Origin of the sequence: Paraliobacillus ryukyuensis, assembly GCF_003315295.1 — a bacterium.
Lineage (GTDB): Bacteria > Bacillota > Bacilli > Bacillales > Amphibacillaceae > Paraliobacillus > Paraliobacillus ryukyuensis.
Window position 1 is genome coordinate 87,043 of record NZ_QNRI01000004.1, and the last position, 13,789, is coordinate 100,831.

The following is a 13,789-nucleotide window of genomic DNA, read 5'->3' on the forward strand; positions in this document are numbered from 1 at the left end:
AGGAAAAAAGAGATGCCAGAATTACCAGAAGTAGAAACGGTTCGTAAAACATTAGAACAACTCATTATTGGGGAAACAATTGAACGTATTACGGTTTACTGGCCGAAAATCATAAAATCACCAGATGATTACCGTCTATTTAGTGAATTAGTGATTGGAGAAGTCTTCCACAACATTCAGCGCAAGGGTAAATTTTTGATGTTCGAATTGACTAATTACACTTTAGTATCTCACCTTAGAATGGAAGGGAAATATGGTGTTTATTCTGATGACGATCCACTAGATAAGCATGTACATGTCGTTTTTCATTTGGAAAGTGGCAAGCAACTTCGGTATCATGACGTCCGTAAATTTGGAACCATGCACTTATTTGAGAAAGGACAGGCGTTGGAACAAAAACCATTAAATCAATTAGGACCAGACCCTTTTGAAGGTGCGTATACATTGGAATATGTTCTTCCTAAAATAACGAAAAGTGAACGTGCGATTAAGAACATCTTATTAGACCAACAAATCATTGCGGGACTAGGCAATATATACGTTGATGAAACCCTATTTCGTGCAAAAGTTCATCCGTTACGTAAAGGAACGACTTTAACTGAGCCAGAAGTAATGGCGATCTTAGATGAAGCAAAACAGACGCTGTTAGAGGCAGTCGAACAGGGTGGAACAACGATACGTTCTTACGTCAACAGTCAAGGGAAAATCGGCATGTTTCAGCAGCGTTTATTTGTATACGGACAAGAAAATAAAGCCTGCAAACGATGTGGCCACCCAATAACAAAAATGAAAGTCTCTAATCGAGGAACTCATATTTGTGAGGTGTGTCAGCCGTTAAACTCTTAAAAAGTAAATAGGATGTGTATGCACGCCTAAGACCTCCATCCATATACTATTGATAAGCTTTTAGTGTATGGAAGGAGTATGTCTATATGGCACCAATATTTATGCTCATTTTACTTACAGTAGCGGTTAGTTTTGATAGTTTTATGGTAGCTTTCACTTATGGAATGCGCAGGATTTCACTCTCTATAAAAGCAATTATTGGCATTGGTTTGATCTCGTCAACCGTGTTTTTTATTGCTATGTTACTTGGTCACTCAATTTCTACGTTTATCTCTCCATCTATTGCAGATAAATTAGGTGGAGTGCTATTGTTCATATTAGGTGGAGGGGTTCTTATTTCTTTTTTTAGAAAAAAAGATTTAACCCCTAATCAGCAACCATTAGAGTGGAAAATTGAAATAAAGTCACTTGGAATTATGATTAAAATTTTGAAAAAACCATTAATGGCGGATATGGATAAATCAGGTCACATTACAGGTGTTGAAGTGGTTTTATTAGGTATTGCACTTTCATTGGATTCATTTGGGGCTGGAATCGGATCGGCTTTGGTTGATTTCCCCAAAAGTGCATCCGTTCTTAGTATTGGAATTGCTACGAGTATTTGTTTATTTTTAGGTTTGCATGCAGGAAAAAGCTTATCCAATCAGAGTCATTTGGAACGTTTCGGTGTTTTACCAGGTATTCTTTTGATTTTAATTGGTATTATTAAGATGGTATAGTCAAAAAGGAAGTGATAAGATGTCAAAAGTTATTGGGCTAACTGGAAGCATTGGAACGGGCAAAAGTACCGTTTCCAATTTTTTGAAAGAACAACAAATTCCCATAATTGACGCTGATGTTGTTTCGAGAGAAGTAGTAGAACCAGGGCAAGTTGCGTATCAACAAATTATTGAAACATTCGGGACGTCAATTTTGCAAAGTGATCGTCAGATTGATCGAAAAGCACTCGGACGCATTGTTTTTTCTGATGAAACAAGCAGAAAGCAATTAAATGAAATTGTACACCCGCAAGTTCATCGGACAATGTTGGCAAAGCGTGACCATTATTTGAATGAAGGAATACCGATCATTGTGTTAGATATTCCGCTTCTTTTTGAAAACCACTTGCAACAATATGTTGACCTTATTGTTGTAGTGTATACTACTCCTGAAATACAATTGCAACGGTTAATGGAACGTGATCAATTAACAAGAGAAGAAGCGCAATCTCGGATAAATGCCCAAACCTCTATTGATACGAAAGCGAAACAGGCAGACATGATTATTGATAACAGTGGTACATTCAAAGAAACAAAGCAACAATGTAACAAATTGCTCGAAGATTTACAATCAGAATTATAATTTTATTTCTGGTACATATGTTATAATGTAATTGGTTAACTTAAGGATAGAACATTTGAAAAAAATCTTGCCAAATGACGAAAAACAATATATACTTTTTTTGCATGTGCTTTTGACAAGAAGCATGTCGAGTAATGTAGATATACTTTTTAATAAGTGCGACAATGGTTGCTTAAAGGGTTAGGACCTCTTTGGACTAACTTTCCCCCGTGGCAACACATGCACTTGATTGAAAAGAATAATTGCGAGGGGGAATTTATTATGGATACAATGGGAAGACACGTAATTGCTGAAATGTGGGATTGTAACATAAATACATTAAATGATATGGGAAGTATTGAACAAATATTTGTTAATGCAGCATTAAAAGCTGGTGCGGAAATTCGTGAGGTAGCTTTTCATAAATTTGCACCTCAAGGTGTTAGTGGTGTCGTGATCATATCTGAATCACACTTAACCATTCACAGTTTTCCTGAACATGGTTATGCAAGTATTGATGTTTACACATGTGGAGATATTATTGATCCGAACGTTGCCTGTGATTTCATTTCAGAAGCGTTAGAATCTAAGAAGTGTGAAAAAGTTGAGTTACCACGCGGCATGGGACCAGTTGTTGTTCCGAAATACAGTACGCTTTAAATATTAATAATGAAATAAATAAGCTCCTTTTGCATCGTTACGGTAAAAGGAGCTTCTGTTATAATAATAGATACAAAATATAGAAAATTAACCTTTGTGTTATCGCTTTCTTTTTTGAAGCATGGTACACTTATCTTATTAAGAGGCGCAAAAAGCGTAATGAATTCGTGATTAAAGTCATGGTTTCAAATGGCGAGAAATGCCTTTATAAAAATAGGATTGAGGTGCATTACTTTGGGTTTAAAAGAAACTGTTGATAAATTTTTCAATAATCATTCAGAAACGTCAGAAAAGCATTCGGATCCCCAACTACAGACACATTATTTTAAAACAACAAAAGATAAAGCGTTTCAAATTGTCGAATCATATTTCCATAATAAATCTGGTTGTGATATCATAGCTACATCACATGAACACGGGGAAATAAGTTTAAATTTACATGGTAAAAAGAAAGCATTTATTATCATAACAATTGTAATGGTCAAGCCATTTCGAACAGCAATTGATTTTTCAGTTACGACAGAATCGGTTTTGCCGTTTGATTTAGGATATAGCCACCGTCTAATACCGACGCTATATCAAACATTATCCGAAAAAATGACCTGTATCGAAAGAGCAAATTAGTAAGAACAATTAGAAAGAATAGGATGAGTCATTATGCGTTGTCCAAATTGTAATGTCAAACATACAAGAGTATTAGATTCTAGACCGATAGAGGAAGGCGGTGTGATTCGTAGAAGAAGAGAATGTGAAGAATGTGACTATCGTTTTACTACCTTCGAACGAACAGAAGAAGTTCCACTAATCGTCGTTAAAAAAGAGGGAATAAGAGAAGCATTTAGTAGAGAAAAGCTTATACGGGGATTGATTAGAGCATGTGAAAAACGTCCAGTTGCTTTGGAGCAATTAGAAGAATTGGCGCTGAGTGTGGAAGTAGAATTGCGCAATCAAGGTAACTCAGAAGTACAAAGTCAAGAAGTAGGAGAATTAGTTATGGACAGGCTTGCTGCGATTGACGAGGTTGCCTATGTTCGATTTGCTTCTGTCTACCGTCAATTTAAAGATATCAATGTCTTTTTGGATGAGTTAAAAGACATTATAAATAATGCTGATGACAAATCTTAATTGAGGTGAGCCGATTTGGCTCTTTTTTTCTTTATGGGCTTCACGTATGATAGAAAAGAGGTGTTGTAACATGGATCAAATAGGGAAAATATTACCTAATCAAGGGTATCGTTTATCGTTTTACGATGAATTCACGCATTCTCATCTGCAGGCTTTAATGCAATTGTATCAGCCGTTAATTGGGGTTTATGCTGTTTCATTATATATGACGTTGGTTAGTCAATACGAAAGTAATCCAACAAAAGATACACCTTATACCCATCATTTTTTAATGCAATTTGTTAATCTACCCTTGCCTGAAATTTATCAAGCAAGACAAAAGTTAGAAGCAATTGGTTTATTAGAAACATATAAAATAGAGAATGATAATGAAACATTGTTTACCTATCAGATCATTGCTCCATGTACGCCTTTACAGTTTTTCAGAGATGGCATGCTGTCACAAATGCTGACGCATCACATTGGGTTAGATAAAAGTAATCAACTGTATCAATTGTATGCTTCACATAAGCAACAGGAACAAAAGCACGGGCAGAATGTTACCACATCATTTGAGCAAGTTTTTCAGACTGATACAGCTCCTAGAAAAGAGAATGTAGAAGCGATCGTCCAGTCTGCGAATCTAGGTCCAAACATTGAAGGAAATGCAATTGATCTAGCAGAATTAACGCAATTACTAAACGAACGTATGTTGCCAACAGAACAGATCTTAACCCCGACAAATAAAAAATTAATCAATCAGATGGCAGCATTATATCAATTAACAATTGTTGATATTGAGAAAGCCGTTATATGGGCATTATCTGAGCAAAATCAATTGATTCAAAACGAATTTAAAGCAGCATGTCTTGATTTATACCAACAGATAACACCTAAACAATCACGAAAAAAAGACGTCACTAACCAACGAGAGAAGATACAAGCAAAAGATACGAAACCGAAAAATAAACAAGATCAATTTATTCAATTACTGGAAGAAATATCACCAAGAGAGTTGTTAGCGGACTTATCAAATGGAAATCAAGCTTCTACGCAGGATCTAAAGATGATTGCTGATGTAATGCAGCAACAGGGTCTAACTCCTGGTGTGATGAATGTACTAATCCATTATGTGATGTTAAAAACCGACATGAAGCTAACCAAATCTTATCTAGAAAAAATCGCCAGTCATTGGGCGCGAAAAAATGTAAAGACGGTAAGACAAGCAATGACATTAGCGAAGTCAGAGCATAATAAGTATCAACAATGGTCAACACCTAGAAAATCTTCTTACCAAAAATCAACTAAAAAAGAAGTTGTACCTGATTGGTTCAAAAAACAAAAGCAAGCTGAACAAACAAAGCAAAATCATCAAGAAAAATCAACAAAGTCCACTGAAGACGTTAGTGAGCTATTGCGCAATTATAATCAGAAAAAACATCATTCTTAAAGGGGAGGTGCCTAGATGGAGTCTATTCAAGCATCATTAAAAAAATGGATGCGAGAAAACCGTTCGTTTCAAACCATTTATAGTGAAATGAAACAAGAAATATTAAATGATCCAGATATCCAATCATTGTTAGAGAAACATTCACTATCTAATCAGGCTATCGACCGTCAGTTAATGAAATTATATGAATATCATTCACAAAATAAAGACTGTGATAACTGTAAAAATGGACAAGGGTGCGCCAACAATGTGTTGCCTGGTTATAAGCCAAGAATTGAAATTAATGGACAGGAAGTACACCTCTATTATGAAAAATGCAAGTATACGATACAACAAGAAAGTCAGCAAGAACGTGCGAAGTTAATCAAAAGTTTGCATATGCCAAAAGACATTCTTGGGGCATCGATTCAACAACTAGATGATCAAGATACAAACCGACATGATGCGATTCGTGCTGTGATTGCTTATGCCTCCCAGCTAGAGACTGGCAAAGCACCAGAGAAAGGATTGTATTTTTATGGACCGTTTGGTGTCGGAAAAACCTATTTCCTTGGTGCGCTAGCCAATGAGTTAGCAGACCACAATATTGCTTCCATGCTCATTTATATGCCGGAATTTGTTCGTGAAATGAAAGCTTCATTAGGAAATGACTCCTTACAAGTAAAAATAGAACAGTTCAAAAATATTCCTGTGCTGATGATTGATGATATTGGAGCAGAATCAATCTCTGCTTGGTTCAGAGATGAAATTTTAGGGTCAATCCTTCAATATCGAATGATGGAGCGACTACCAGTATTTTTTAGTTCTAATTATAGCCTTTCACAATTAGAGAAACACTTAGCTATTTCTTCTAAAGGCGATATTGAAGAATTAAAAGCTGGACGTATCATTGAACGAATTAAACAGGTTAGTAAACAAGTTCCGTTATTTGCTGAAAATCGTAGAACAGAATAGTTTTTAAGCTGTCTTTGTAAGACGGCTTTTTTATTTTTAATGTAATATTTTGTGGCAAATCCGCAGTCTACTACTGACGATCCTAAATCAAATCGATCCTTAAGATCTATTGTTCGGTTAAAGACTCATTTTTTTAAAACTTATCCCATATAATATAACAGTTTAATTGGGATAGGGTGATGTATATGTGTCAAATTATACTAAAAGATAAAAGTGAAATAGCTTATGTAAGAAACAGATTTCCATGGTATCAATTAAATAGTCAGATAACAGATAATCAAACAGGTAAGATAATTACCATCATACCGGATAAACATAAGGGTAGTACGCAAGCGCTAGGGATGTTGCTATTGGAATTATGGATTGTCCAATCAAAAAAAGAGACCATTATGGAAATTATTAAGCAGTATTACTACTACGAAGATCAACAAGAGATTAATCATATTTTAGAAGTTTTGTATGAACGACTATTGACGAAAGAGCCTTTAGGACAAGCTAGTTCCGAAGTAAGAGAGGAATTATTACAGTTACTCATTTCTGAGTTGGATACACCAGCCCCCTTTGATTTTGATGCCTGTATTGCCCACCATGATAAACATTTTCAGTTGCTAATGATTTCGGAGGTGGGATATGCCATTGATGAATGTAAACAAGAAGAACAGTATCAACATTTTATTCAGTCTTTACGAGAGTATATTAAAAATCAGCCAGACAAAACGAGAATTCTACATATTGTGCAAGGCGAGCCATTTACTTTTTATAATGAAAAAGGTCATCGGTACACTGCTGAAGAATTACAATTTCATATTCAAAAGGAACCGATATATATCGTTGGATTAGATGAAGATGAATTAAATATTACGCCAATTATTACACTATTACCAACCTACATTTATATCTACGGTCAGGATCCAAATGATGCTAAAACGACTGCTGTTCAGACAATTTTTCAAGAACGTGTAGCCTTTAAAAGTTTGCAATCGTTCCCTTTTACACCGATAAATTAAAATAGGCTTGATTTTTCCGGTAACTCGTTCTATAATACAAAACATATCCATGAATGAATGAAAAGTTGTGATGAGGACAAGATAGCTGTAAGACGATCCAAGAGAGGGAGATATTTGCTGGAAATTTCCTGTTCGGTCTACATTTTATTACCACCTCTGAACTCTGTTTTTGAAAGTTTAGTAGAAAACAGCGTATACCTGCGTTAAAGGATGAATGGAGCTGAGTCAACTAGTTGTGTTGGATTCAGAAATTAGGGTGGAACCACGAGTCAACGCTCGTCCCTTTGCTTACGAGGCAGAGGGATGAGCGTTTTTATTTTTGATAATCTTTTCCTCTGCCAGTAATAAATGAAAAAGGAGCTGAACGACATGGATGAACAAGTTGTAATTACGTTTCCGGATGGGGCAAAGAAAGCATTTCCTAAAGGAACAACTGGTGAAGATATCGCGCAATCTATTTCACCAGGATTAAAAAAACAAGCATTGGCAGTTACGCTAGACGGTGAATATTTTGATTTACGTACCGTACTTCCACACGATGGAGAAATCGCGATTATTACCAATAAGCAACCAGAGGGCATTGATATCATGCGTCACTCAACTGCTCATGTAATGGCTCAAGCGATTAAACGTCTGTATGGCCAAGAGATAAAATTAGGTGTCGGACCGACAATAGAAGATGGCTTTTATTATGATATTGATATGGAAGAATCGATTACGCCAGAAGATTTACCAAAGATTGAAAAAGAGATGCAACGAATTATTGATGAGAATTTAGAAATCGTACGTGAAGATGTCACTCGTGACGAAGCAAAACGACGTTTCCAAGAAATTGGCGATAACCTTAAATTAGAATTAATTGATGCGATCCCTGAGGGTGAACAAGTTTCTATTTACAAACAAGGAGAATTTTTTGACCTATGTCGTGGTGTGCACGTACCGACAACTAGCAAGATTAAAGTATTCAAGTTACTAAGTATTTCTGGTGCTTATTGGCGTGGTGACAGTAAAAATAAAATGCTACAACGTGTGTATGGTACCGCATTTGCGAAACAAGCAGATCTAGATGCGTATTTACGTATACGTGAAGAAGCAAAAGAAAGAGACCATCGTAAACTAGGAAAAGAACTTGATTTATTTACGATCTCGCAAAAAGTAGGGCAAGGTCTACCATTGTGGCTACCTAAAGGTGCAACAATCAGACGTACAATTGAACGTTATATTGTCGATTTAGAAGAGCGATTAGGTTATGATCATGTTTATACACCTGTACTAGGAAGTGTTGAGTTGTATAAAACAAGTGGACACTGGGATCATTACAAAGATGACAACTTCCCATTGTTAGAAATGGATAATGAAGATTTGATGTTACGACCTATGAACTGTCCGCACCACATGATGGTATACAAAAATCAACGTTATAGTTATCGTCAGTTACCTGTTCGTATTGCTGAATTAGGTATGATGCACCGTCATGAAATGTCTGGCGCATTGGCTGGTCTTCAACGTGTACGCGCGATGACGTTAAATGATGCACATATCTTTGCACGCCCAGATCAATTAAAAGAGGAATTTATTCGAGTGGTTGAGCTTATTCAATACGTTTACAAAGATTTTGGTATTGATGACTATTATTTCCGTTTATCTTATCGTGACCCAGCAGATACAGATAAATATGTTGATAACGACGAAATGTGGAATAAGGCACAATCCTTGTTAAAAGAGACAATGGAAGAAATGAACCTTGATTATGTTGAAGCTGAAGGAGAAGCGGCTTTTTATGGTCCTAAATTAGATGTTCAAGTAAAAACAGCATTAGGGAAAGATGAAACACTATCTACCGTGCAATTGGACTTTCACTTACCAAACCAATTTGATCTAACTTACATTGGTGAAGATGGAAAAGAACATCGACCGGTTGTTATTCACCGTGGTGTTGTTTCTACAATGGAACGCTTTGTTGCTTTCTTAATTGAAGAATATAAGGGGGCTTTTCCAACTTGGTTATCACCACTGCAAGCGAGAATAATTCCAGTAGCTCCTGAAGTACATGCAGACTATGCGAGCAAAGTGGAAGAGGCACTTCGTTTTGCTGGCGTGCGTGTAGAAGTAGATCAACGCGATGAAAAAATCGGTTATAAGATACGGGAAGCACAAACGAAAAAAATTCCGTTTGCACTTGTCGTGGGAGATAAAGAAATGGAAGACAACGCAGTAAATGTTCGTCGCTATGGAGAAAAAGACTCAGACACTATTTCATTAGATACTTTTATTGAACTGATTACAACTGAAATAAAAGAAAAGCGTTAAATAGATAAAAAGGTCCCTTTATTTGCATCACGCTAATAAAGGGACCTTTTTATCTATACTAACCCAAATGCTCGAACAACTTGCGCAATAATAAAAGTAGTAATGATCGCTATTCCAGTTGGGATAGCAAATGCAGCAAATGTCCATTTAATACTTTTGGTTTCTTTCCAAATATTTAGCATTGTTGTGCCACAAGGGTAGTGTAACAAGGAAAATAACATCATATTAAGTGCAGTTAGCCACGTCCAACCATGAGCTAGAAAGACATCTTTAATATTATTCATACTATCCACATCAACTAACGACCCAGTAGCTAAATAGCCCATTAATAAAATAGGTAAAACAATTTCATTTGCAGGAAAACCTAAAATAAACGCTCCTAAAATAAATCCATCTAATCCAAGGGATTGAGCAAAAGGATCAAGAAAACCAACAAAATGTTGCAGAATGCTTGTGTCACCAATATTGATATTAGCTAGTATCCAGGTAATAATAGAAGCTGGTGCCGCAACCACAACTGCTCGTTTTAACACAAAAACTGATTTATCTAACGTTGCACGAATGATCGTGTTCCATATTTTTGGTTTACGATAGGGTGGTAATTCCAGTGTGTAATGAGAAGGCACACCTCGTAATAATGTTTTTGATAATGACCATGATACAAATAATGTCATGGCAATTCCAAATAACACAATTCCTACCACTACACCCGCAGAAATAAACGTGTTCATGCCCCCTGAAAATCCTGCCGCCATAAATAATCCAGCTAGCAAAATAAGTGTTGGCCATCGTCCGTTACAAGGAACGAAATTGTTCGTCAAAATAGCAATCATTCTCTCGCGCGGTGATTCCACAATACGAGAAGACATAATTGCAGCAGCATTACATCCGAATCCCATTGTCATCGTTAATGATTGTTTGCCGTGCGCACCAGATTGTTTAAAAAAACGGTCTAAATTAAATGCTACACGTGGTAAATAGCCGAAATTTTCTAGTAATGCAAACATCGGAAAGAAAATAGCCATTGGTGGTAACATTACAGTAACAACCCATGACGTTCCTTTATAAAATCCCTCAATTAAGATGCCATATAGCCAATCTGGGGCGTGCATCCATTCAAATAAAGATGTCAACCAACCTTCGACGACAGAAAACAAGTTTGCAATAGCTACTCCAGGATAATTTGCGCCAGCAATTGTTAAATAAATGACAATACCTAACATGAGCAACATAATTGGAAAGCCAAAGGTTTTAGATGTAAGGATTTGATCTAAATTTTTATCCAGCCATGTTGTTTTTCGTTTATCATAGTTCACTGATTTTTCGCTTAGCTCTTGTGATGTTTGATATATCTTCCCGACAATTTCATCACGTAAAGTCGTAGTGGATTGGGTTGCTGCCTGCCGATATAAATCGGTTAACTGTGCGATTTTTTGTGACGAATTAAGCTCCATACGATCTCTCCTTATTAGAATAAATTACTTTTTCAATAGAAGTCTGTTTATCCTGTCCAAGGTAACTTTTCAGTTCATCAAATAGGCTTTGGTCATTATCCAGTAGACGAAGGGCAATCCATCGAGTTGGAAGATCATCACCAAAAACTTTTTTTATATGGGGTTCTAACTGTTTTATTTTTTGTTCAATCTCATCACTATAAGCGATTTGAAATGGTTTTGTTGTAATTTTTCTTTCCATCATGTTATCAATTGTTTTTAATAATTGAATAATGCCTATTTTTTCTCTGGCTGAAAGTAAAATGACCGGGACACCAAGTTGTTCTGACATTTTCTTTGCATCGATTTCTATTCCTTTCCGTCTAGCCTCATCGATTAAATTAATACAAACAATGACTTGACTTGTCATTTCCATCACTTGTAATGCAAGATTTAAGTTACGCTCAATGGAAGTTGCATCAAGCACAACTAAAGTCAGCGCAGGCTTTTCAAAAATAATATAATTTCTCGCAACTTCTTCATCTTCTGAATTAGAATATAGAGAATAGGTTCCAGGTAAGTCAATAATTTGATAAGTCGCTTTTTCAGTCGTTAATTCGCCTTCTGCATGCGCAACCGTTTTTCCAGGCCAATTTCCTGTGTGTTGTTTTAACCCAGTGAGTAAATTGAATAAGGTACTCTTTCCTGTGTTAGGATTTCCTGCTAGTGCAATACGTTTATTCATGGATACAAACCTCCTCATTGATTTTTTCTCCATATATCAAAGAACTCTCTTCTTTTCTTAATGCAATAATTGTTTGAAACACTTGATAAGCGATTGGATCGCCTAATGGACTTTTTTGAAATACGGTAACGATCACACCCGGCACAAAACCAAGATCCAATAATCGACGACGCATTACGCCATCAAGCTCTAATTTGGTTATACGTATCTGATCTCCAACTTGAAATTGATCCATCGTTTGTTGCAAATGAAACACCTCTTTCTTTTCATCAACGCATAAAAGTTTCCTTAGGGAAAGATGTAAACAAAAAAATTTGTAAATTCTGATTTGATTATACACCCAAAAGTTTCCTTTGTGCAACAATTATTTATTGGGAAAAGTAATGGGCGTTGAATTAACAACAAAAGTTTAGTAAACTTCCTATATATATATTCATACAGTATTATTGTGTGCTCATCATGCATGCTTGAAAGCATCCATTGTAGATATTAAATAAGTAATGGTTGACACTTGTGAGAAACCATGCTATTATTATTTGAGTGAAATTGAATATGATCTGAAGACAAGTAGAGGCACCCGCTTCTCGCCTGATCGACGCAGTTCTTGCAGTTGGCAGGTCATCATCTATGAGTATTAACTTGGAGACGTGTGGGTGCAATTGTGTACCGACACTTTTTTAATGAACAAAATTGAATTACTTGTCAAGAGGACCATTCACACGGTCTAATTGCTGTTATGAATAGATAATAGTGATGGATCATAGCTTATCACGCTTTTAAAAATTCATGGAGGTGGCTGATTATTAGCAAAGATATGAATGTCAATGAGAAAATTAGAGCTCGTGAGGTTCGACTCATTGATTCCAATGGCGATCAACTTGGTGTTAAATCACGTAACGAAGCATTAGATATTGCACAAACAAGAAACTTAGATCTAGTACTTGTTGCACCAAATGCAAAACCACCGGTATGCCGTATTATGGACTACGGTAAATATCGTTTCGAGCAGCAAAAGAAAGACAAAGAAGCTCGTAAAAAACAAAAAGTGATTAATGTCAAAGAAGTTCGATTAAGCCCTGGTATTGAAGAGCATGATTTTAATACCAAATTGCGTAACGCTAGAAAATTTCTTGACAAAGGCGACAAAGTGAAAGTATCGATTCGTTTCCGCGGACGTGCAATCACACACAAAGAGCTAGGTCAAAAAGTATTAGAACGTATGGCTGAAGAATGTAATGATCTTTCTACAATAGAGCAAAAGCCTAAAATGGAAGGTCGTAGTATGTTCTTGATGCTTGCACCAGCTAAAGAAAAATAATATTTTACATTGCTTTAAAGGAGGAACTATTCATGCCAAAAATGAAAACTCATAAAGGGTCACAAAAACGTTTCAAAAAAACAGGTACTGGACAGCTTAAACGCTCGCATGCATATACTAGTCACTTGTTCGCTAATAAATCTCAAAAACAAAAGCGTAAACTACGTAAAAGTGCACTTGTATCAAGTGGTGACTATCAACGCATTAAACAAATGCTACCTAACAAATAATTAAAATAAAAGATTTCGTTGATATATATAGGAGGGAATAATTATGGCACGTGTTAAAGGTGGAACAGTTACACGTAAGCGTCGTAAACGTATACTAAAGCTTGCAAAAGGATATTATGGTTCAAAACACTCGCTATTTAAAACAGCAAAACAACAAGTATGGAAATCAGGTCAATATGCATACCGTGACCGTAGACAGAAAAAACGTGACTTCCGTAAATTATGGATTGCCCGTATTAATGCTGCAGCGCGTTTAAATGATCTTTCTTACAGCCGTTTAATGCACGGTTTGAAATTAGCTGGTATCGAAGTAAACCGTAAAATGCTTTCTGAATTAGCTATTAATGACGAGCAAGCATTTGCACAACTAGCTGATAAAGCAAAGTCAGCTTTGAAATAAGGATCTAAAGAT

General features: G+C 36.1%; 16 protein-coding genes and 2 other annotated features. Of the genes, 13 read left to right on the forward strand and 3 right to left on the reverse strand.

Translation table 11 applies throughout. The annotated features are described in order from the left end of the window. Positions 1-12 precede the first annotated feature (12 nt). The 10 genes from mutM to thrS all read left to right on the forward strand — a co-directional run bounded on the left by mutM (position 13) and on the right by thrS (position 9,651). Positions 13-846 (forward strand): DNA-formamidopyrimidine glycosylase, encoded by an 834-nt coding sequence (gene mutM / locus DES48_RS08020; protein ID WP_113868309.1) that lies wholly within the window; start codon positions 13-15, stop codon positions 844-846. Positions 847-932: 86 nt separating this feature from the next. Next, positions 933-1,565: a sporulation membrane protein YtaF gene (gene ytaF / locus DES48_RS08025; protein WP_113868311.1), complete on the forward strand. Its 633-nt coding sequence runs from the start codon at positions 933-935 to the stop codon at positions 1,563-1,565. A 19-nt stretch (positions 1,566-1,584) separates the two neighbouring features. Then, positions 1,585-2,187, forward strand: a complete 603-nt coding sequence (gene coaE, locus DES48_RS08030; protein ID WP_113868313.1) for a dephospho-CoA kinase — start codon at positions 1,585-1,587, stop codon at positions 2,185-2,187. 261 nt (positions 2,188-2,448) lie between these two features. Then, positions 2,449-2,826 carry an adenosylmethionine decarboxylase gene (speD, locus tag DES48_RS08035; RefSeq protein WP_079708289.1) on the forward strand — a complete coding sequence of 126 codons (378 nt, stop codon included), beginning with the start codon at positions 2,449-2,451 and terminating at the stop codon, positions 2,824-2,826. 234 nt (positions 2,827-3,060) lie between these two features. After that, on the forward strand, positions 3,061-3,450 hold the full coding sequence (locus DES48_RS08040; RefSeq protein WP_079708290.1) for a cytosolic protein: 390 nt from the start codon (positions 3,061-3,063) through the stop codon (positions 3,448-3,450). A 33-nt stretch (positions 3,451-3,483) separates the two neighbouring features. Continuing rightward, complete coding sequence (gene nrdR, locus DES48_RS08045; protein WP_113868315.1) at positions 3,484-3,951, forward strand: transcriptional regulator NrdR; 468 nt, start codon at positions 3,484-3,486, stop codon at positions 3,949-3,951. A gap of 70 nt (positions 3,952-4,021) precedes the next feature. Continuing rightward, entirely contained in the window at positions 4,022-5,380 is a 1,359-nt protein-coding gene (locus DES48_RS08050) for a replication initiation and membrane attachment family protein (protein ID WP_113868317.1), read from the forward strand. A 15-nt stretch (positions 5,381-5,395) separates the two neighbouring features. Continuing rightward, positions 5,396-6,334 carry a primosomal protein DnaI gene (gene dnaI / locus DES48_RS08055; protein WP_113868319.1) on the forward strand — a complete coding sequence of 313 codons (939 nt, stop codon included), beginning with the start codon at positions 5,396-5,398 and terminating at the stop codon, positions 6,332-6,334. A 185-nt stretch (positions 6,335-6,519) separates the two neighbouring features. Then, positions 6,520-7,341 (forward strand): sporulation protein YtxC, encoded by an 822-nt coding sequence (ytxC, locus tag DES48_RS08060; RefSeq protein WP_170126182.1) that lies wholly within the window; start codon positions 6,520-6,522, stop codon positions 7,339-7,341. A gap of 58 nt (positions 7,342-7,399) precedes the next feature. After that, positions 7,400-7,628: a binding site (T-box leader), on the forward strand. Positions 7,629-7,710: 82 nt separating this feature from the next. Beyond that, complete coding sequence (gene thrS, locus DES48_RS08065) at positions 7,711-9,651, forward strand: threonine--tRNA ligase (RefSeq protein WP_113868323.1); 1,941 nt, start codon at positions 7,711-7,713, stop codon at positions 9,649-9,651. Between the two features lie 53 nt (positions 9,652-9,704). Here thrS and DES48_RS08070 read toward each other — a convergent pair whose 3' ends face one another. The 3 genes from DES48_RS08070 to DES48_RS08080 are packed head-to-tail and all read right to left on the reverse strand — an operon-like array spanning position 9,705 to position 12,064. Further along, positions 9,705-11,105 carry a nucleoside recognition domain-containing protein gene (locus DES48_RS08070; RefSeq protein ID WP_113868325.1) on the reverse strand — a complete coding sequence of 467 codons (1,401 nt, stop codon included), beginning with the start codon at positions 11,103-11,105 and terminating at the stop codon, positions 9,705-9,707. Further along, a complete protein-coding gene (locus DES48_RS08075) occupies positions 11,095-11,829 on the reverse strand; it encodes a FeoB small GTPase domain-containing protein (RefSeq protein ID WP_113868327.1) in 735 nt (244 codons plus the stop codon). The genes DES48_RS08070 and DES48_RS08075 overlap by 11 nt, the downstream gene beginning before the upstream one ends. Beyond that, positions 11,822-12,064, reverse strand: coding sequence for a FeoA family protein (locus DES48_RS08080; RefSeq protein WP_079708880.1), 243 nt, complete (start codon positions 12,062-12,064; stop codon positions 11,822-11,824). Before DES48_RS08080 ends, DES48_RS08075 begins: the two co-directional genes overlap by 8 nt. Positions 12,065-12,388: 324 nt before the next feature. Continuing rightward, positions 12,389-12,514 (forward strand) — a sequence feature (ribosomal protein L20 leader region). Positions 12,515-12,643: 129 nt separating this feature from the next. Here DES48_RS08080 and infC point away from each other — a divergent pair. From infC to rplT, 3 genes are read left to right on the forward strand one after another with little or no spacing between them, the layout of a single operon-like run. Beyond that, positions 12,644-13,147 carry a translation initiation factor IF-3 gene (infC, locus tag DES48_RS08085; RefSeq protein WP_113868330.1) on the forward strand — a complete coding sequence of 168 codons (504 nt, stop codon included), beginning with the start codon at positions 12,644-12,646 and terminating at the stop codon, positions 13,145-13,147. 32 nt (positions 13,148-13,179) lie between these two features. Continuing rightward, positions 13,180-13,377: a 50S ribosomal protein L35 gene (gene rpmI / locus DES48_RS08090; protein ID WP_079708300.1), complete on the forward strand. Its 198-nt coding sequence runs from the start codon at positions 13,180-13,182 to the stop codon at positions 13,375-13,377. A gap of 43 nt (positions 13,378-13,420) precedes the next feature. Beyond that, positions 13,421-13,777 carry a 50S ribosomal protein L20 gene (rplT, locus tag DES48_RS08095; RefSeq protein ID WP_079708301.1) on the forward strand — a complete coding sequence of 119 codons (357 nt, stop codon included), beginning with the start codon at positions 13,421-13,423 and terminating at the stop codon, positions 13,775-13,777. The last annotated feature ends 12 nt before the right edge of the window (positions 13,778-13,789 follow it).

What these genes read in the sequence shown, in the direction of transcription:
- speD (WP_079708289.1), top strand. Translation starts at nt 2,449, where the DNA reads ATGGATACAATGGGAAGACACGTAATTGCTGAAATGTGGGATTGTAAC.
- thrS (WP_113868323.1), top strand. Translation starts at nt 7,711, where the DNA reads ATGGATGAACAAGTTGTAATTACGTTTCCGGATGGGGCAAAGAAAGCA.
- DES48_RS08080 (WP_079708880.1), bottom strand. Translation starts at nt 12,064, where the DNA reads ATGGATCAATTTCAAGTTGGAGATCAGATACGTATAACCAAATTAGAG.
- DES48_RS08075 (WP_113868327.1), bottom strand. Translation starts at nt 11,829, where the DNA reads ATGAATAAACGTATTGCACTAGCAGGAAATCCTAACACAGGAAAGAGT.
- rpmI (WP_079708300.1), top strand. Translation starts at nt 13,180, where the DNA reads ATGCCAAAAATGAAAACTCATAAAGGGTCACAAAAACGTTTCAAAAAA.
- dnaI (WP_113868319.1), top strand. Translation starts at nt 5,396, where the DNA reads ATGGAGTCTATTCAAGCATCATTAAAAAAATGGATGCGAGAAAACCGT.
- ytxC (WP_170126182.1), top strand. Translation starts at nt 6,520, where the DNA reads ATGTGTCAAATTATACTAAAAGATAAAAGTGAAATAGCTTATGTAAGA.
- ytaF (WP_113868311.1), top strand. Translation starts at nt 933, where the DNA reads ATGGCACCAATATTTATGCTCATTTTACTTACAGTAGCGGTTAGTTTT.
- infC (WP_113868330.1), top strand. Translation starts at nt 12,644, where the DNA reads ATGAATGTCAATGAGAAAATTAGAGCTCGTGAGGTTCGACTCATTGAT.
- mutM (WP_113868309.1), top strand. Translation starts at nt 13, where the DNA reads ATGCCAGAATTACCAGAAGTAGAAACGGTTCGTAAAACATTAGAACAA.
- DES48_RS08050 (WP_113868317.1), top strand. Translation starts at nt 4,022, where the DNA reads ATGGATCAAATAGGGAAAATATTACCTAATCAAGGGTATCGTTTATCG.
- rplT (WP_079708301.1), top strand. Translation starts at nt 13,421, where the DNA reads ATGGCACGTGTTAAAGGTGGAACAGTTACACGTAAGCGTCGTAAACGT.
- DES48_RS08070 (WP_113868325.1), bottom strand. Translation starts at nt 11,105, where the DNA reads ATGGAGCTTAATTCGTCACAAAAAATCGCACAGTTAACCGATTTATAT.
- nrdR (WP_113868315.1), top strand. Translation starts at nt 3,484, where the DNA reads ATGCGTTGTCCAAATTGTAATGTCAAACATACAAGAGTATTAGATTCT.
- coaE (WP_113868313.1), top strand. Translation starts at nt 1,585, where the DNA reads ATGTCAAAAGTTATTGGGCTAACTGGAAGCATTGGAACGGGCAAAAGT.